Annotated in this window: 15 protein-coding genes; all 15 read left to right on the top strand. The window is 63.7% G+C overall.

The window, feature by feature from the left end; all coding sequences use genetic code 11:
* Position 1 precedes the first annotated feature (1 nt).
* Positions 2-946: a 16S rRNA (cytosine(1402)-N(4))-methyltransferase RsmH gene (rsmH, locus tag N5J71_RS03210; protein ID WP_003459317.1), complete on the top strand. Its 945-nt coding sequence runs from the start codon at positions 2-4 to the stop codon at positions 944-946.
* A complete protein-coding gene (ftsL, locus tag N5J71_RS03205; protein ID WP_003459318.1) occupies positions 943-1,236 on the top strand; it encodes a cell division protein FtsL in 294 nt (97 codons plus the stop codon). The genes rsmH and ftsL overlap by 4 nt, the downstream gene beginning before the upstream one ends.
* Positions 1,233-2,960 (top strand): peptidoglycan D,D-transpeptidase FtsI family protein, encoded by a 1,728-nt coding sequence (locus N5J71_RS03200; RefSeq protein WP_003459319.1) that lies wholly within the window; start codon positions 1,233-1,235, stop codon positions 2,958-2,960. Before ftsL ends, N5J71_RS03200 begins: the two co-directional genes overlap by 4 nt.
* Positions 2,960-4,423 (top strand): UDP-N-acetylmuramoyl-L-alanyl-D-glutamate--2,6-diaminopimelate ligase, encoded by a 1,464-nt coding sequence (gene murE / locus N5J71_RS03195; RefSeq protein WP_003459320.1) that lies wholly within the window; start codon positions 2,960-2,962, stop codon positions 4,421-4,423. The genes N5J71_RS03200 and murE overlap by 1 nt, the downstream gene beginning before the upstream one ends.
* Entirely contained in the window at positions 4,416-5,786 is a 1,371-nt protein-coding gene (locus tag N5J71_RS03190) for a UDP-N-acetylmuramoyl-tripeptide--D-alanyl-D-alanine ligase (protein ID WP_003459321.1), read from the top strand. Before murE ends, N5J71_RS03190 begins: the two co-directional genes overlap by 8 nt.
* Positions 5,787-6,869 carry a phospho-N-acetylmuramoyl-pentapeptide-transferase gene (gene mraY / locus N5J71_RS03185; RefSeq protein WP_003459322.1) on the top strand — a complete coding sequence of 361 codons (1,083 nt, stop codon included), beginning with the start codon at positions 5,787-5,789 and terminating at the stop codon, positions 6,867-6,869.
* 6 nt (positions 6,870-6,875) lie between these two features.
* Positions 6,876-8,225 carry a UDP-N-acetylmuramoyl-L-alanine--D-glutamate ligase gene (gene murD / locus N5J71_RS03180; RefSeq protein ID WP_206408398.1) on the top strand — a complete coding sequence of 450 codons (1,350 nt, stop codon included), beginning with the start codon at positions 6,876-6,878 and terminating at the stop codon, positions 8,223-8,225.
* On the top strand, positions 8,219-9,439 hold the full coding sequence (ftsW, locus tag N5J71_RS03175) for a putative lipid II flippase FtsW (RefSeq protein WP_084341762.1): 1,221 nt from the start codon (positions 8,219-8,221) through the stop codon (positions 9,437-9,439). Before murD ends, ftsW begins: the two co-directional genes overlap by 7 nt.
* Positions 9,429-10,499, top strand: coding sequence for an undecaprenyldiphospho-muramoylpentapeptide beta-N-acetylglucosaminyltransferase (gene murG, locus N5J71_RS03170; protein ID WP_279916277.1), 1,071 nt, complete (start codon positions 9,429-9,431; stop codon positions 10,497-10,499). Before ftsW ends, murG begins: the two co-directional genes overlap by 11 nt.
* 34 nt (positions 10,500-10,533) lie before the next feature.
* Positions 10,534-11,934 (top strand): UDP-N-acetylmuramate--L-alanine ligase, encoded by a 1,401-nt coding sequence (gene murC, locus N5J71_RS03165; RefSeq protein WP_279916340.1) that lies wholly within the window; start codon positions 10,534-10,536, stop codon positions 11,932-11,934.
* Entirely contained in the window at positions 11,931-12,872 is a 942-nt protein-coding gene (locus N5J71_RS03160; RefSeq protein ID WP_279916276.1) for a D-alanine--D-alanine ligase, read from the top strand. Before murC ends, N5J71_RS03160 begins: the two co-directional genes overlap by 4 nt.
* Positions 12,873-12,875: 3 nt before the next feature.
* A complete protein-coding gene (locus N5J71_RS03155) occupies positions 12,876-13,742 on the top strand; it encodes a cell division protein FtsQ/DivIB (protein ID WP_084341759.1) in 867 nt (288 codons plus the stop codon).
* 15 nt (positions 13,743-13,757) lie between these two features.
* Positions 13,758-15,005 carry a cell division protein FtsA gene (gene ftsA / locus N5J71_RS03150; protein ID WP_003459336.1) on the top strand — a complete coding sequence of 416 codons (1,248 nt, stop codon included), beginning with the start codon at positions 13,758-13,760 and terminating at the stop codon, positions 15,003-15,005.
* A 45-nt stretch (positions 15,006-15,050) separates the two neighbouring features.
* Positions 15,051-16,244 carry a cell division protein FtsZ gene (ftsZ, locus tag N5J71_RS03145; RefSeq protein WP_003459339.1) on the top strand — a complete coding sequence of 398 codons (1,194 nt, stop codon included), beginning with the start codon at positions 15,051-15,053 and terminating at the stop codon, positions 16,242-16,244.
* 111 nt (positions 16,245-16,355) lie between these two features.
* Positions 16,356-17,267: a UDP-3-O-acyl-N-acetylglucosamine deacetylase gene (gene lpxC, locus N5J71_RS03140; protein WP_108233555.1), complete on the top strand. Its 912-nt coding sequence runs from the start codon at positions 16,356-16,358 to the stop codon at positions 17,265-17,267.
* Positions 17,268-17,319 lie beyond the last annotated feature (52 nt).

Genomic DNA, 17,319 nt, shown 5'->3' with positions numbered 1-17,319 from the left:
CATGACCGATAGCAACTTGCGCCATATCACCGTGCTGCTCGACGAAGCCGTCGAGGGGCTGGCTGTGCGCGGTGATGGTCGTTATATGGACGGCACCTTCGGGCGTGGCGGACACAGTCGGCTGATCCTGCAGAAACTCGGGCCAGATGGGCGGCTCTTGGGGTTCGACAAGGATCCCCTGGCGATAGCCACCGGGGAAGCATTGGCGGCCGAAGACGGCCGCTTTGTCGTTGTGCAGCGCAGTTTTGCGGAACTTGGCGATGAGGCTGTTGTCCGCGGTATTTCCGGTCAGGTCGCCGGCATTCTGCTGGATCTTGGTGTGTCCTCGCCGCAACTGGACGACCCCGAGCGTGGCTTCAGCTTCCTCAATGACGGCCCGCTGGACATGCGCATGAATCCTGATGCCGGCGTGAGTGCCGCTGACTGGATTGCCTCGGCGGACGAAGATGAAATCGCCCGGGTGATGAAGGATTACGGCGAAGAGCGTTTCGCCAAGCGTATGGCGCGCGCCGTGGTGCAGCGCCGTGCCGAGCAGCCTTTTACTCGCACCGCTGATCTGGCCAAGGTGCTGACCGAGGCCAACCCGGCCTGGGAAAAGGGTAAGAATCCGGCGACCCGTGCTTTCCAGGGTATTCGCATCTTTATCAATAACGAGCTGGGTGATCTCGAGCGCGGCCTCGAAGCGGCGCTGGAAACGCTGGAAGTCGGTGGCCGCCTGGTAGTGATCAGCTTCCACTCGCTGGAAGACCGTATCGTCAAACAGTTCATGAAGCGTCAGGCCAAGGGCGAGGCGGACAAGCTGCCACGTGACCTGCCGATCATCCCGAAAGCCTTCGAGCCGCGCCTGAAGCTGATTGGCAAGCCGGTCTACGCTGGCGACGCCGAACTCAAGGCCAATCCGCGCTCGCGCAGCGCGGTGATGCGCATCGCGGAGAAGTTGCGGTGAGCCGTCGGCTGATCAAATCCATGCCCAGCGGCAGCTTTCTGATGCTGCTGCTGTTTATTGCCATTCTGGTTTCTGCGCTGGCGGTGTCCTACAGCGCGCACTGGAACCGTCAGCTGCTCAATGAGCTGTACGGCGAGCTGAGCGTGCGCGACAAGGCGCAGGCCGAGTGGGGTCGGTTGATTCTCGAGCAGAGCACCTGGACCGCGCACAATCGCATCGAAGCGTTGGCCAGCGAACAGCTGAAGATGCACATCCCCGACCCGGCCGCCGTGCGCATGGTGCGTCCATGATCGGCCTCGAAGGCGCACTCTATCCCTGGCGCTTCCGCCTGGTGCTGGTGCTGCTGGCGCTGATGGTCGGCGCCATTGCCTGGCGCATGCTCGATCTGCAGGTGCTCGACCATGACTTCCTCAAGGCCCACGGTGATGCGCGCAGCGTGCGGCATATCCCGATTCCTGCGCACCGTGGCCTGATCACCGACCGCAATGGCGAGCCGCTGGCCGTCAGCACGCCGGTCACTACGCTGTGGGCCAATGGCAAGGAGCTGCAGGCGGGGCGTCAGCAGTGGCCGGCACTGGCTGCGGCGCTCGGCCAGGATCCCGCTAGCTTCGCCGCCCGCCTGGAGCAGAACAAGGAACGCGAGTTCATGTATCTGGTGCGTGGTCTGACCCCCGACAAGGGGCAGAGCGTGCTGGATCTCAAGGTACCGGGCGTTTATGCCATCGAAGAATTCCGTCGTTTCTATCCGGCCGGCGAAGTGGCGGCCCATGTGGTGGGCTTCACCGACATCGACGACCGCGGTCGCGAAGGTATGGAGCTGGCCTATGAAGACTGGCTGGCCGGCGTGCCGGGCAAGCGCCAGGTGCTCAAGGATCGGCGTGGCAAGCTGATCAAGGATGTACAGGTTGCGCAGAACGCCAAGGCCGGCAAGGCCTTGGCGTTGTCCATTGATCTGCGCCTGCAGTACCTGGCCCATCGCGAGCTGCGCAATGCGCTGCTGGAGAACGATGCCAAGGCCGGCAGCCTGGTGATGGTCGACGTGAAGACCGGCGAGGTGCTGGCGATGGTCAACCATCCCACCTACAACCCGAACAACCGTCGCAGCCTGACCCCGGCGGCCATGCGCAACCGTGCCATGATCGACGTATTCGAGCCGGGCTCGACCATCAAGCCGCTGTCGATGGCCGCTGCGCTGGAGACCGGACGCTGGAAGCCCAGCGATATCGTTCAGGTCGGCAACGGTACGCTGCAGATTGGCCGTTACAGCATTCGCGACGTATCCCGTACGCAAGGTCCCGCGCTGGATCTGACCGGCATTCTGATCAACTCCAGCAACGTCGGCATGAGCAAGATTGCTTTCGACGTAGGCGGAGAGAGCATCTACCACGTCCTGAGCAATCTGGGCTTCGGGCGTGACACCGGTCTCGGTTTCCCGGGCGAGCGGGTTGGCAATCTGCCCAACCATCGTCAGTGGCGACAGGCGGAAACCGCCACGCTGTCCTACGGCTACGGCCTCTCGGTGACTGCCGTGCAGCTGGCGCATGCCTATGCGGCGCTGGCCAATGGCGGCGGCATGACGCCGCTGTCGATGATTCGTGTGGACGGCAAGCCAGGCGCCATGCAGGTCATGTCGGCCGATGTAGCCAAGACCCTGCAGGGCATGTTGCAGCAGGTGGTCGAGGCGCCGCGCGGGGTGTTCCGCGCCCAGGTGCCGGGTTACCACGTCGCCGGCAAGAGTGGCACCGCGCGCAAGACCAATGCTGGCGCCAAGGGCTACCAGACCAACTCCTATCGCTCGCTGTTCGCCGGCTTCGCCCCGGCGCAGGATCCGCGTATCGCGCTGGTGGTGGTGATCGACGAGCCAGGCAAGGGGGCCTACTACGGCGGCCTGATTTCCGCACCGGTGTTCAGCCGGGTGATGGCCGGCTCGCTGCGTTTGATGAACATTGCGCCTGACAATCTGCCGCCGCCCGAGCAGAAGATGGCCGCCGTTGGCCAGGGAGGGCGTAACTGATGCCCATGCCGCTCAATCAACTGTTGCCCGCTGCCGAGAGCGGTGTACTGATTCGGGAGCTGACTCTGGACAGCCGCAAGGTGCGTCCGGGTGATCTGTTCCTGGCCGTGCCGGGTACCCAGCAGGATGGTCGCGTACATATCGCCGATGCCGTGGCCCGTGGCGCTGCGGCGGTGGCCTTTGAGGCCGAAGGCGCTGCAGCCATGCATGCGGAGAGTGCTGTGCTGGTTCCGGTCAAGGGGCTGGCCGGCCAGCTTTCAGCCATTGCCGGGCGCTTCTACGGTGAGCCAAGCCGCGCGATGCATCTGATCGGTGTCACCGGCACCAACGGCAAGACCAGTGTCAGCCAGTTACTGGCGCAGGCACTGGATCTGCTCGGCCAGCGCTGCGGTATCGTCGGCACATTGGGTAATGGCTTCCACGGTGCCCTGGAGCAGGGCAAGCACACCACGCCTGATCCGGTCGGGGTGCAGGCCACCCTGGCCTCGCTCAAGCAGGCCGGTGCGCGCGCCGTGGCCATGGAGGTGTCCTCCCATGGCTTGGATCAGGGGCGTGTCGCCGCCCTGGAGTTCGACGTGGCGGTGTTCACTAACCTGTCGCGCGATCACCTCGATTACCACGGCAGCATGCAGGCCTATGGCGCAGCCAAGGCCAAGCTGTTCGCCTGGCCGAACCTGCGTTGCCGAGTGATCAACCTCGATGATGCCTTTGGTTGTGAGCTAGCCGCGCAAACGCACGAGTCACGCCTGATCGGCTATAGCCTCAGCGATGCCAGCGCCTTCGTTTATTGCAGCGAAGCACACTTCGACGATCACGGCGTGCGTGCACGCCTGGTAACACCGCGCGGCGAAGGCATGCTGCGCAGCAATCTGCTCGGTCGTTTCAACCTGAGCAACCTGCTGGCGGTGGTCGGCGCGCTGCTGGGGCTGGACTACGGCCTCGACGAGATTCTCAAGGTCTTGCCGCAACTGCAGGGGCCAGCGGGCCGCATGCAGCGTCTCGGTGGCGGCGACAAGCCACTGGTGGTGGTCGACTACGCGCACACCCCGGATGCGCTGGAGAAAGTGCTCGAAGCCATGCGTCCGCACGTCGAAGGGCGTCTGGTCTGCCTGTTCGGTTGCGGTGGTGATCGTGACCGCGGCAAGCGCCCGCTGATGGCCGCAGTTGCCGAGCGCCTGGCCGATGCGGTGTGGGTGACCGATGACAATCCGCGTACGGAAGAGCCGGCACAGATCGTTGCCGATATTCGCGCTGGTTTCAAAGCGCCGGAGCAGGTGCAGTTCATTCACGGCCGTGGCGATGCCATCGCGCGGCTGATTGCCCAGGCTGAAGCCGCCGATGTGCTGGTACTGGCTGGCAAGGGGCACGAGGATTATCAGGAAATCATGGGCGTGCGTCAGCCGTTCTCCGATCTGATCGAAGCGAACAAGGCCCTGGCGGCCTGGGAGGCAGCGCATGCTTAAGCCCTGGTTGCTCAGCGACGTCGCCACCGACCTGAACGCTCGCGTGATTGGCGGCGATGTAGCGTTCTCCGCCGTTGGCACCGACAGCCGCACCATCGCTGCGGGTCAGCTTTTCGTGGCACTGACCGGCCCGCGCTTCGACGGCCATGATTATCTGGCCGACGTCGCCGTCAAGGGTGCAGTCGCCGCGCTGGTCGAGCGTGAGGTGGCGAATGCAGCGTTGCCGCAATTGCTGGTGGCCGACACGCGTCTGGCGCTCGGTCAACTGGGTGCGCTGAACCGCCAGGCCTTTACCGGCCCGCTGGCTGCCGTGACCGGTTCCAGTGGCAAGACCAGCGTCAAGGAAATGCTCGCGTCCATTCTGCGTGCCGGCCTAGGCGGCGCAGTACTGGCCACTCGTGGCAATCTCAATAACGACCTTGGTGCGCCACTGACCCTGCTGGAGCTGGCGCCGCAGCATCGCGCCGGGGTGATCGAGCTGGGCGCCAACCATGTCGGCGAGATCGCCTACACCGTCAGCCTGACCCGGCCGCAGGTGGCGATCATCACCAATGCCGGCAATGCCCATGTGGGTGAGTTCGGCGGTCCGGAAAAGATCGTCGAGGCCAAGGGCGAGATTCTCGAAGGCCTGCCGAACGATGGCGTGGCCGTGCTCAATCTGGATGACAAGGCGTTCATCACCTGGCAGCGCCGCGCTGCCGGACGCAAGGTGCTGAGCTTTGCCTTGCGCGACACCCGCGCCGACTTCCACGGCAGCGATCTGGCCCGCGACAAGCGTGGCTGCCAGGGTTTCACCCTGCGTAGCCCGGTCGGTAGCGCGCGCATTCAGCTCAACCTGCTCGGTGAGCACAACGTCGCCAATGCCCTGGCGGCCTGCGCTGCCGCTCATGCGCTGGGCATATCGCTGGGTGCCATGGTCGAAGGCTTGCAAAATCTGCAACCGGTCAAGGGCCGTGCTGTCGCGCAACTGGCGCCAAATGGCGTGCGGGTGATCGATGACAGTTACAACGCCAACCCTGTAGCCATGTGCGCTGCGGTGGATATACTCGCCGGCTTTTCCGGGCGCACCGTTCTGGTGCTCGGAGACATGGGCGAGTTGGGCGAGTGGGCCGAGCAGGGCCATCGCGATGTCGGTCGGCATGCCGCTGGCAAAGTCGACGCACTGTATGCCGTTGGCCCGCTGATGCGCTTCGCAGTCGAGGAGTTTGGCGCCAAAGGGCGTCATTTCGCCGACCACGCCGAGCTGATCGAAACGCTTCGCGCCGAACAGGCCGGCAGCACACTACTAATCAAGGGTTCACGCAGCGCAGCCATGGACAAGGTCGTGGCAGCGCTGTGCGACGTAGCTGGGGAGAATCACTAAATGCTGCTGCTGCTGGCGGAGTACCTGCAACAGTTCCACAAGGGCTTCGCGGTCTTTCAGTACCTGACCCTGCGCGGCATCCTCGGCGTGCTGACCGCCCTGGCGCTGTCGCTGTGGCTCGGCCCGTGGATGATCCGCACCCTGCAGGTGCGTCAGATCGGCCAGGCCGTGCGCAACGATGGCCCGCAATCGCACCTGTCGAAGAAGGGCACGCCGACCATGGGCGGTGCGCTGATTCTGACCGCCATCGCCGTCAGCACCCTGCTCTGGGCTGATCTGTCCAACCGCTACGTGTGGGTGGTGCTGGCCGTGACTCTGCTGTTCGGTGCCATTGGCTGGGTCGATGACTACCGCAAGGTGATCGAGAAGAACTCGCGCGGCCTGCCGAGTCGCTGGAAATATTTCTGGCAGTCGGTGTTCGGCCTGGCGGCGGCCATCTTCCTTTATATGACGGCGCAGAGCCCGGTGGAGACCACCCTGATCGTGCCGTTGCTGAAAGACGTCGCCATTCCCCTGGGCATCGCCTTCGTGGTGCTGACCTACTTCGTCATCGTCGGCACCAGCAATGCGGTGAACCTCACTGACGGCCTCGACGGCCTGGCCATTCTGCCCACCGTCATGGTCGGCGGCGCGCTGGGTATCTTCTGTTACCTGTCGGGCAACGTGAACTTCGCCGAATACCTGCTGATTCCCTACGTGCCGGGCGCTGGCGAGCTGATCGTGTTCTGCGCCGCGCTGGTCGGTGCCGGCTTGGGCTTTCTGTGGTTCAACACCTACCCGGCGCAGGTGTTTATGGGTGACGTCGGCGCGCTGGCGCTCGGTGCCGCGCTGGGCACCATTGCGGTGATCGTTCGTCAGGAAATCGTTCTGTTCATCATGGGCGGCGTGTTCGTCATGGAAACCCTGTCGGTGATCATCCAGGTCGTCAGCTTCAAGCTGACCGGCAAGCGCGTGTTCCGCATGGCGCCGATCCACCACCATTTCGAACTCAGGGGCTGGCCTGAGCCGCGCGTGATCGTCCGTTTCTGGATCATCACCGTGATTCTCGTGCTGATCGGCCTGGCCACCCTGAAACTGAGGTAATAGAGCGTGTCATTGATTGCTTCCGACCAGTTCCGCATCGTTGTCGGCCTCGGCAAGAGCGGCATGTCCCTGGTGCGCTTCCTGGCGCAGCAGGGCGTGCGCTTTGCCGTGGCCGACACGCGAGCGAACCCGCCGGAGCTGGAGACGCTCAAGCGTGATTACCCGCAGGTGGAAGTACGTTGCGGCGAGCTGGACGTGGACTTCCTCTGCCGCGCCTCGGAACTGTACGTGAGCCCGGGCCTGGCCGTGGCCACTCCAGCGTTGGCCGCAGCGGCTGCACGCGGGGTGAAACTGTCTGGCGATATCGACCTGTTCGCCCGCCACGCCAAGGCACCGATCATCGCCATCACCGGCTCCAACGCCAAGAGCACCGTCACCACCCTGGTGGGTGAAATGGCCGCTGCCTCGGGCAAGCGCGTCGCCGTCGGCGGCAACCTCGGTACCCCGGCGCTGGATCTGTTGGCCGACGATGTCGAGCTGTACGTGCTGGAGCTGTCCAGCTTCCAACTGGAGACCACCGATCAGCTCAACGCCGAAGTGGCTACCTGCCTGAACATCAGTGAAGACCACATGGACCGTTACAGCGGTCTGCCGGCCTATCACCTGGCCAAGCATCGGATCTTCCGTGGTGCCCGTCAGGTGGTGATCAACCGCGACGACGCACTGTCGCGCCCGCTGATCGCCGACCAGGTGAGCTGCTGGGAATTCGGTCTGGGCAAACCTGATTTCAAACGCTTTGGCCTGCTCGAAGAGAATGGCGAAAAATCCCTGGCGTTTCGCTTCGAAGCGCTGCTGCCGGTGAGTGAACTGAAAATCCGTGGCGCGCACAACCATTCCAACGCCCTGGCGGCGCTGGCGCTCGGTCATGCCGTAGGCCTGCCGATGGAGGCCATGCTGGCCACCTTGCGCCAATTCGCCGGTTTGCCGCACCGCTGCCAGTGGGTTGGCGAGCGTGCCGGGGTGAGTTACTACGACGACTCCAAGGCCACCAACGTCGGTGCCGCGCTGGCGGCCATCGATGGTCTGGGTGGCGATATTGCCGGCAAGCTGGTACTGATCGCCGGTGGCGATGGCAAGGGTGCCGACTTCTCCGCACTGAAGGCGCCGGTAGCACGCTTCTGCCGTGCCGTGGTGCTGCTCGGTCGTGATGCCGAGCGCCTGGCCGAGGCCCTGGGTGATGTGGCGCCGCTGGTGCGCGTGCAAACCCTGGACGAGGCGGTGCAGCGCTGCAGCGAGCTGGCCGAGGCTGGTGATGCCGTGCTGCTGTCGCCGGCCTGCGCCAGTCTCGACATGTTCAAGAACTTCGAAGAGCGCGGGCGTCTGTTCGCCCAGGCGGTGGGAGGCTTGTCATGTTGACGGACTTCCTCCACGTTCGGCCTTCGCCGCTGCTCGGGCGCGGCTTCGATGTCGATTTCCCGATGCTGGCCGGCTGCCTCGCTCTGCTCGGCCTGGGCCTGGTGATGATCACCTCGGCTTCCTCGGAAGTGGCGGCGGCGTTGTCCGGTAATTCGCTGTACCACATGATTCGCCATCTGATTTATCTGGTCATCGGCCTGGGTGCTGCCGGTGTCGTGCTGATGATCCCGATGAGCTTCTGGCAGCGTTATGGCTGGATGCTCCTGCTGGCGGCGTTCGGTCTGCTGGTGTTGGTGCTGATCCCTGGTATTGGCCGCGAGGTCAACGGTGCGCGGCGCTGGATCGGTTTCGGCGCGTTCAACGTGCAGCCGTCGGAAATCGCCAAGGTGTTCGTCGTGGTCTACCTGGCCGGCTATCTGGTGCGCCGCCAGGAAGAGGTGCGCGAAAGCTGGATGGGCTTCTTCAAACCCTTTGTGGTGTTGCTGCCGATGTCCGGTCTGCTGCTGCTGGAGCCGGACTTCGGTGCCACCGTGGTGATGATGGGCTCGGCCATAGCCATGCTGTTCCTCGGCGGCGTCGGCATGTTGCGCTTCGGTTTGATGGTGGCGCTGGCGGTTGGCGCGGTGTTCGTCCTGGTACAGACCCAGGAGTATCGCCTGCAGCGTCTGATCACCTTTACCGACCCCTGGGCCGATCAATATGGCGCAGGTTACCAACTGACCCAGGCGCTGATTGCCTTTGGTCGCGGCGAATGGTTTGGCGTTGGCCTGGGCAACAGCATCCAGAAGCAGTTCTACCTGCCGGAAGCACACACCGACTTCGTCTTTTCGGTGCTGGCCGAGGAGCTGGGGCTGGTCGGTGCGCTGACCACTCTGGGGCTGTTCGTTTTCGTCTGCGTGCGTGGTCTGTATATCGGCCTGTGGGCGGAAAAGGCCAAGCAGTTCTTCTCCGCCTACGTCGCCTATGGCCTGTCCTTCCTGTGGATCGGCCAGTTCCTGATCAATATCGGCGTGAACACCGGCCTGCTGCCGACCAAGGGCCTGACACTGCCGTTCCTCAGCTACGGAGGCTCGTCGCTGGTGATCTGCTGCGTGAGTCTGGCGCTGCTGCTGCGTATTGAGTGGGAGCGGCGCAACGTGTTGGGTAACGAGGATATCGAGTTCAGTGAAGCGGACTTCGCCGAGCCGAGCAAGGAGGTCGCCCATGCGCGGTAATGTGCTGATCATGGCCGGCGGCACCGGTGGTCACGTATTCCCGGCGTTGGCCTGTGCACGCGAGTTCCAGGCGCGTGGTTACGCCGTGCACTGGCTGGGCACGCCGCGTGGCATCGAGAACGAGCTGGTGCCACAGGCCGGTTTGCCGCTGCATCTGATCAACGTCAGCGGCCTGCGTGGCAAGAGCAAACTGGCACTGCTCAAGGCGCCGTTCCAGTTGCTGCGTTCGCTGCTGCAGGCGCGGCGTATCGTGCGTGAGCTGCATCCGGTGTGCGTGCTGGGCATGGGTGGTTATGTCACCGGGCCTGGCGGCCTGGCTGCGCGCCTGGCTGGTGTGCCGTTGATCATCCATGAACAAAACGCCGTGGCCGGCACTGCCAATCGCCTGTTGTCGCGTATCGCCAATCGTATCTGCGAGGCCTTCCCGAACACCTTCGCAGCGACTGACAAGCGACGCACCACCGGTAACCCCGTGCGTGAAGAGCTGTTCCTGGAAACACCGCGTGAGCCGCTGGCCGGGCGCAAGCTGAAATTGCTGGTGCTGGGCGGCAGCTTGGGCGCCGAGCCGCTGAACAAATTGCTGCCGGCGGCGCTGGAGAAAATCCCTGCCGACCTACGTCCGCAGGTGTTCCACCAGGCCGGTAAACAACATGCCGACATCACTGCGGAGCGTTATCGCGATGCCGCGGTCGAAGCCGAGGTCGCGCCGTTCATCAAGGATATGGCGCGTGCTTATGGCTGGGCCGATCTGGTGGTTTGCCGTGCCGGCGCGCTGACCGTCAGCGAGCTGGCGGCAGCAGGGCTGCCATCGTTTCTGGTGCCGTTGCCGCACGCGATCGACGACCACCAGAGCCGCAATGCCGAATACCTGGCGAAGGAGGGCGCCGCTGTCCTTCTCCCGCAACATGCCACTGACGCGGACACGCTTGCCGCGCAGCTCACCGAGGTTCTGATGCACCTGGAAAAACTCAATGTCATGGGCGCCACCGCGCGTCGCCTGGCCAAGCCCGATGCCACCCGCACGGTGGTCGATATCTGCCAGGAGGTGATGCGTGGCTAAGTCTCCCGCTGCGGTCAAGGCAGAAGTGCGGCGCATGCGCCGTATCCGCCGCATCCATTTCGTCGGTATCGGTGGGGTGGGCATGTGCGGTATCGCCGAGGTGCTGCTCAACCTGGGTTACGAAGTATCCGGCTCCGATCTCAAGGCATCGGCCGTGACTGAGCGCCTGGAAAACTTCGGGGCGACCATTTTCATCGGGCACCGCGCGGAAAACGCCGAGCAGGCTGATGTACTGGTGGTATCCAGCGCTGTCAACACCAGCAACCCGGAGGTCGCCACTGCGCTGGGGCGTCGTATTCCGGTGGTGCCGCGTGCCGAGATGCTCGCCGAGCTGATGCGCTACCGTCACGGCATCGCCGTGGCCGGCACCCATGGCAAGACCACCACCACCAGCCTGCTGGCTTCGGTGTTCGCCGCTGGCGGGCTGGATCCGACCTTCGTCATCGGTGGCCGCCTGAACGCTGCCGGTACCAATGCCCAACTCGGCTCCAGCCGCTTCCTGATCGCCGAAGCCGATGAGAGCGACGCCAGCTTCCTGCACCTGCAGCCGATGGTTTCGGTGGTCACCAATATCGACGCCGACCACATGAGCACCTATGGCGGCGACTTCAACCGACTGAAGAAGACCTTCATCGAGTTCCTCCACAACCTGCCGTTCTACGGCCTGGCCGTGCTCTGTGTGGATGACCCGGTGGTGCGTGAACTGCTGCCGCAGGTTGGTCGTCCGACCGTGACCTACGGCTTTGCCGAAGACGCCGACGTGCGCGCGATCAACGTGCGTCAGGAGGGCATGCGCACTTACTTCACCGTGCTGCGCCCGGACTGCGAGCCGCTCGACGTGTCGGTGAACATGCCGGGCAACCACAACGTCCTCAATGCCCTGGCGACCATCGCCATCGCCACCGACGAAGGCATCGACGATGCCGCCATCGTCAGCGGCCTGTCGGGCTTCCAGGGTGTCGGTCGGCGCTTCCAGGTCTACGGCGAACTGCCGGTAGACGGCGGCAGCGTGATGCTGGTCGACGACTACGGTCATCACCCGCGCGAAGTCGCTGCCGTGATCAAGGCCGTGCGTGGCGGCTGGCCGGAGCGTCGTCTGGTGATGGTCTACCAGCCGCACCGCTACAGCCGCACCCGCGATCTGTACGACGATTTCGTGCAGGTGCTCGGGGAGGCCAATGTGCTGCTGCTGGTGGAGGTCTACCCGGCTGGCGAAGAGCCGATTCCCGGCGCCGACAGCCGCCAGCTGTGCCACAGCATCCGTCAGCGTGGCCAGCTCGATCCGATCTACGTCGAGCGTGGCGCCGACCTGGCGCCGCTGCTCAAACCGCTGCTGCGTGCCGGCGACATCCTGCTGTGCCAGGGCGCGGGCGATATCGGCGCGGTGGCACCGCAACTGATCAAACACCCGCTGTTCGTGGGGGAGTCGAAATGAGTTTGCACAGTACCCTCGATCCCAAGGCCTTCGGTCGCGTCGCCGTGCTGTTCGGCGGCAAGAGCGCCGAGCGCGAGGTGTCACTGAAATCCGGCAACGCGGTGCTCGGCGCCTTGCAGGCAGCGGGCGTGGACGCCTTCGGCATCGACGTGGGTGATGATTTCCTGCAGCGCCTTGCCAGCGAGAAGATCGACCGCGCCTTTATTGTGCTGCACGGCCGTGGTGGCGAGGATGGCTCCATGCAGGGGCTGCTCGAGTGTGCCGGTATTCCCTACACCGGCAGCGGCATTCTCGCCTCGGCGCTGGCGATGGACAAGCTGCGCACCAAACAGGTCTGGCACAGCCTTGGCCTGCCGACGCCGCGTCATGCCGTGCTGACGTCGCAAGCCGACTGCGAAGCGGCAGCTGCCGAATTGGGCTTCCCGCTGATCGTCAAACCGGCGCATGAAGGCTCGAGCATCGGCATGGCCAAGGTCGACAGCGTCGAGGCGCTGCTCAAAGCCTGGCAGGACGCCGCACGCTACGACAGTCAGGTGCTGGTCGAGCAGTGGATCGCCGGCCCGGAATACACCATCGCCGTGCTGCGTGGCCAGGTGCTGCCGCCCATTGGCCTCGGCACCCCGCACACCTTCTACGACTACGACGCCAAGTACCTGGCCGATGACACCCAGTACCGCATTCCCTGCGGCCTCTCGGCCGAGAAAGAGGCAGAACTGAAAGAGCTGACCGCGCGTGCCTGCGAGGCCGTGGGCACTCAGGGCTGGGCGCGTGCCGACGTGATGCAGGATGCCAGCGGCCAGTTCTGGCTGCTGGAAGTGAACACCGTACCGGGCATGACCGATCACAGCCTGGTGCCGATGGCCGCGCGTGCTGCCGGTCTGGATTTCCAGCAACTGGTGCTGGCGATCCTGGCGGACAGCGTCGAGGCGAGGGGTTAAGTCATGACAGCGGCTTTGCGTCACCAGGACACGCTGAGGGCTCCGCTGCGCGGCAAGCCCGCGCCGCGTGGCGCCAGCCGTCTGGTGGCCAAGGAGCCGATGCGCTTGCGCCTGCCCAAGGCGGATTTCTCCTGGGTAGGCCGTTTGCTTTGGCCGTTGCTGCTGGTCGCTCTGGGGTTCGGCGCCTACGAGGGGGCGCAGCGTCTGCTGCCCTATGCCGACCGCCCGATTGCACGCATCAGCGTGCAGGGCGACCTGGCCTATATCAGCCAGCAGGCAGTGCAGCGGCGCATCGCGCCATTCATCGAGGCGAGCTTTTTCAGCGTCGACCTGCGCGGCATGCGCGAGGAGCTCGAGCGCATGCCCTGGATCGCTCATGCCGAAGTGCGTCGCGTATGGCCGGATCAGATCGACGTGCGCCTCGAAGAGCAACTGCCTATCGCCCGGTGGGGTGACGAAGCGCTGCTCAACAATCAGGGTCAGGCGTTTGCGCCGCAGGAACTGGACAACTATCAGCATCTGCCGCAGCTGTCCGGCCCGAAGCGGGCGCAGCCGAAGGTGATGCAGCAGTACCAGATGCTCAGCCAGTTGCTGCGGCCGATGGGCTTTACCGTGGTCGGGCTGCAGTTGCGCGAACGCGGCAGCTGGTTTCTCTCGGCTACCGAGAACACCAGCGGCCAGCGCATCGACATCCTGCTGGGACGTGATCACGTGGTGGAAAAAATGCGTCGTTTCGCCGCCATCTATGAGCGGGAACTGAAAGAACAGAGCGCGAACATCGCGCGCATCGACCTGCGTTATGCCAACGGCCTGGCCGTGGCCTGGCGTGAGCCGGTGGAGCCGGCTGCGGCCGAGCAGAAAGTGAATTGAGGAGAGGCAGGACTAATGAATAGCGCGCAGAGCGGCAAGATGATCGTTGGCCTGGACATCGGCACCTCCAAGGTGGTGGCGCTGGTGGGCGAGGTGACGGCCGACGGCCAGCTGGAAATCGTCGGTATCGGCACCCATCCGTCGCGCGGGCTGAAGAAGGGCGTGGTGGTCAATATCGAGTCCACCGTGGCCTCGATCCAGCGCGCCGTTGAAGAAGCCCAGCTGATGGCCGGCTGCCGCATCCATTCGGCTTTCGTCGGCCTCGCCGGCAATCACATCCGCAGTCTCAACAGTCACGGTATCGTCGCCATCCGTGATCGTGAAGTGAGCCCGGCCGACATTGAGCGCGTGCTCGACGCCGCGCAGGCCGTGGCGATTCCCGCGGACCAGCGCGTGCTGCACACCCTGGCCCAGGATTACGTGATCGATAACCAGGAAGGCGTGCGCGAGCCGCTGGGCATGTCCGGGGTGCGCCTGGAGGCCAAGGTGCACGTGGTCACCTGCGCCGTGAATGCCGCGCAGAACATCGAGAAGTGTGTGCGCCGCTGCGGCCTGGAAGTCGACGACATCATCCTCGAGCAGCTTGCGTCCGCTTATTCGGTACTGACCGAGGACGAGAAGGAACTGGGCGTGTGCCTGGTGGATATCGGCGGTGGCACCACCGATATCGCCATCTTCACCGAAGGCGCGATTCGCCACACCGCGGTGATCCCGATTGCCGGTGACCAGGTGACCAACGACATCGCCATGGCCCTGCGTACGCCGACCCAGTACGCCGAGGAGATCAAGATCCGCTATGCCTGCGCCCTGGCCAAGCTGGCCGGTGCCGGCGAAACCATCAAGGTGCCGAGCGTCGGTGATCGTCCTCCGCGTGACCTCTCGCGTCAGTCCCTGGCCGAAGTGGTCGAGCCACGTTACGACGAGCTGTTCACCCTGGTGCAGGCCGAGCTGCGCCGCAGCGGCTACGAAGACCTGATTCCCGCCGGCATCGTCATGACTGGCGGCACGGCGAAGATGGAAGGCGCGGTGGAGCTGGCCGAGGAAATTTTCCACATGCCGGTTCGACTGGGCGTACCGCACAGCGTCAAGGGTATGGGCGACGTGGTGCGCAACCCGATTTATTCCACCGGTGTGGGCTTGCTGTTGTACGGGCTGCAGAAGCAGAACGACGGCATTTCCATGTCGGTGGGCAGTCCTTATCAGGACGAGAGCAAAACCCCGGTACTCGAACGCATCAAGCGTTGGGTGCAAGGCAATTTCTAAATTTTGCAGTAGGCGTTACACAACTAGAAAGGAAGGAGAGGGATCATGTTCGAACTAGTAGACAACATTCCACAAAGCGCGGTGATCAAGGTCATCGGTGTCGGTGGTGGCGGCGGTAACGCGGTCAATCACATGGCGGTCAGCAACATCGAGGGTGTCGAGTTCATCTGCGCCAACACCGATGCGCAGGCGCTGAAGAACATCGGTGCGCGCACCGTGCTGCAGCTCGGCCCGGGCGTGACCAAGGGCCTGGGCGCTGGCGCCAATCCGGAAGTCGGTCGTCAGGCCGCGCTGGAAGATCGCGAGCGCATCGCCGAAGTGCTGGCCGGCACCGACATGGTGTTCATCACCACCGGCATGGGTGGTGGCACCGGTACCGGCGCTGCTCCGGTGATCGCCGAGGTGGCCAAGGAACTGGGCATTCTCACCGTGGCCGTGGTCACCCGTCCGTTCCCGTTCGAGGGCAAGAAGCGCATGGTCATCGCCGATGAAGGCATCCGCGCGCTGGCCGAGAGCGTCGACTCGCTGATCACCATCCCCAACGAAAAACTGCTGACCATCCTCGGCAAGGACGCCAGCCTGCTGTCCGCCTTCGCCAAGGCTGACGACGTGCTGGCCGGCGCGGTGCGCGGTATCTCCGACATCATCAAGCGTCCGGGCATGATCAACGTCGACTTCGCCGACGTGAAAACCGTGATGAGCGAAATGGGCATGGCGATGATGGGCACTGGCTGTGCCAGCGGTCCGAACCGTGCGCGTGAAGCCACCGAAGCGGCCATCCGCAACCCGCTGCTGGAAGACGTCAATCTGCAGGGCGCTCGCGGCATCCTGGTGAATATCACCGCCGGTCCTGACCTGTCCCTGGGCGAGTACTCCGACGTGGGTAGCATCATCGAGCAGTTCGCTTCCGAGCACGCCACCGTCAAGGTCGGCACCGTGATCGACGCCGACATGCGCGACGAACTGCACGTCACCGTGGTCGCTACCGGCCTCGGCGCGCGCATGGAGAAGCCGGTCAAGGTGGTCGACAACACCGTTCAGGTCGCCGTCAGCCAGCCGGTTGCCCAGCAGCCTGCCGCGCAGCCGCGCAGCGAGCAGTCGGTCAACTACAAGGACTACGAGCGTCCGACTGTGCAGCGCCAGAGCCACGGTGGCGCCGCCACTGCAGCCAAGCTCAATACTCAGGATGATCTCGATTACCTGGATATCCCGGCTTTCCTGCGTCGCCAGGCTGATTGATGGAATTTATCAGGAGCATATGGGTGATTGGTGTTCAGCAAAGGTCGGTTCTGCTATTATTTCCGGCCATTGTTGAAAACAATTCGCAACTAGCGATATAGCGGCCAAGCCATGATCAGACAACGCACCCTGAAAAACATCATCCGTGCCACCGGCGTTGGCCTGCATTCGGGGGAGAAGGTTTACCTGACCCTGAAGCCGGCTCCGGTGGATACCGGTATCGTGTTTCGTCGTACCGACCTCGACCCCGTGGTGGAAATCCGCGCACTGGCCGGGAATGTCGGTGAAACCACCATGTCGACCACATTGATCAATGGTGATGTCAAGGTGGATACGGTAGAGCATCTGCTTTCGGCCATGGCAGGCCTGGGCATCGATAACGCCTACGTCGAGCTCTCCGCGTCCGAAGTACCGATCATGGATGGCAGTGCTGGTCCCTTTGTGTTCCTGATTCAATCCGCTGGCCTGCAGGAGCAGGAAGCGCCGAAGAAGTTCATCCGCATCCTGCGTGAGGTGACTGTGGAGGAGGGCGATAAGCGCGCTACCTTCGTGCCTTTCGACGGTTTCAAGGTGAGCTTCGAGATCGACTTCGATCACCCCGTGTTCCGCAATCGCACGCAGAGCGCCAGTGTGGATTTCTCCAGCACGTCTTTCGTCAAGGAAGTCAGCCGGGCCCGTACCTTCGGTTTCATGCGTGACATCGAGTTCCTGCGTTCGCAGAACCTGGCGCTCGGTGGCAGTGTGGAGAACGCCATCGTGGTCGACGAACATCGTGTGCTCAATGAAGACGGCCTGCGTTACGAGGACGAATTCGTCAAACACAAGATTCTCGATGCCATCGGTGACCTGTACCTGCTGGGTAACAGCCTGATCGGCGAATTCAAGGGCCTCAAGTCTGGTCACGCGCTCAACAATCGTTTGCTGCGCACGTTGATTGAGCAGACTGATGCCTGGGAAATGGTGACCTTCGAGGACGCCAAGCTCGCACCGATCTCTTACATGCGCCCTGTCGCGGCGGTGTAAGCGCACTCTCTTTCCAGCTTCAATTGAGGCCACCTTCGGGTGGCCTTTTTTA

The organism is Ectopseudomonas oleovorans (assembly GCF_029845265.1).
Classification (GTDB): domain Bacteria; phylum Pseudomonadota; class Gammaproteobacteria; order Pseudomonadales; family Pseudomonadaceae; genus Aquipseudomonas; species Aquipseudomonas oleovorans.
The sequence above is the reverse complement of the archived record's forward strand: the minus strand, read 5'-3'. Positions and strand labels throughout refer to the sequence as shown.

Excerpts from the sequence above, each read along its gene's own strand:
- murE (WP_003459320.1), top strand. The coding sequence starts at position 2,960 with ATGCCCATGCCGCTCAATCAACTGTTGCCCGCTGCCGAGAGCGGTGTA.
- N5J71_RS03190 (WP_003459321.1), top strand. The coding sequence starts at position 4,416 with ATGCTTAAGCCCTGGTTGCTCAGCGACGTCGCCACCGACCTGAACGCT.
- murG (WP_279916277.1), top strand. The coding sequence starts at position 9,429 with ATGCGCGGTAATGTGCTGATCATGGCCGGCGGCACCGGTGGTCACGTA.
- N5J71_RS03160 (WP_279916276.1), top strand. The coding sequence starts at position 11,931 with ATGAGTTTGCACAGTACCCTCGATCCCAAGGCCTTCGGTCGCGTCGCC.
- lpxC (WP_108233555.1), top strand. The coding sequence starts at position 16,356 with ATGATCAGACAACGCACCCTGAAAAACATCATCCGTGCCACCGGCGTT.
- mraY (WP_003459322.1), top strand. The coding sequence starts at position 5,787 with ATGCTGCTGCTGCTGGCGGAGTACCTGCAACAGTTCCACAAGGGCTTC.
- murC (WP_279916340.1), top strand. The coding sequence starts at position 10,534 with ATGCGCCGTATCCGCCGCATCCATTTCGTCGGTATCGGTGGGGTGGGC.
- ftsA (WP_003459336.1), top strand. The coding sequence starts at position 13,758 with ATGAATAGCGCGCAGAGCGGCAAGATGATCGTTGGCCTGGACATCGGC.
- N5J71_RS03200 (WP_003459319.1), top strand. The coding sequence starts at position 1,233 with ATGATCGGCCTCGAAGGCGCACTCTATCCCTGGCGCTTCCGCCTGGTG.
- rsmH (WP_003459317.1), top strand. The coding sequence starts at position 2 with ATGACCGATAGCAACTTGCGCCATATCACCGTGCTGCTCGACGAAGCC.
- ftsZ (WP_003459339.1), top strand. The coding sequence starts at position 15,051 with ATGTTCGAACTAGTAGACAACATTCCACAAAGCGCGGTGATCAAGGTC.
- N5J71_RS03155 (WP_084341759.1), top strand. The coding sequence starts at position 12,876 with ATGACAGCGGCTTTGCGTCACCAGGACACGCTGAGGGCTCCGCTGCGC.
- ftsW (WP_084341762.1), top strand. The coding sequence starts at position 8,219 with ATGTTGACGGACTTCCTCCACGTTCGGCCTTCGCCGCTGCTCGGGCGC.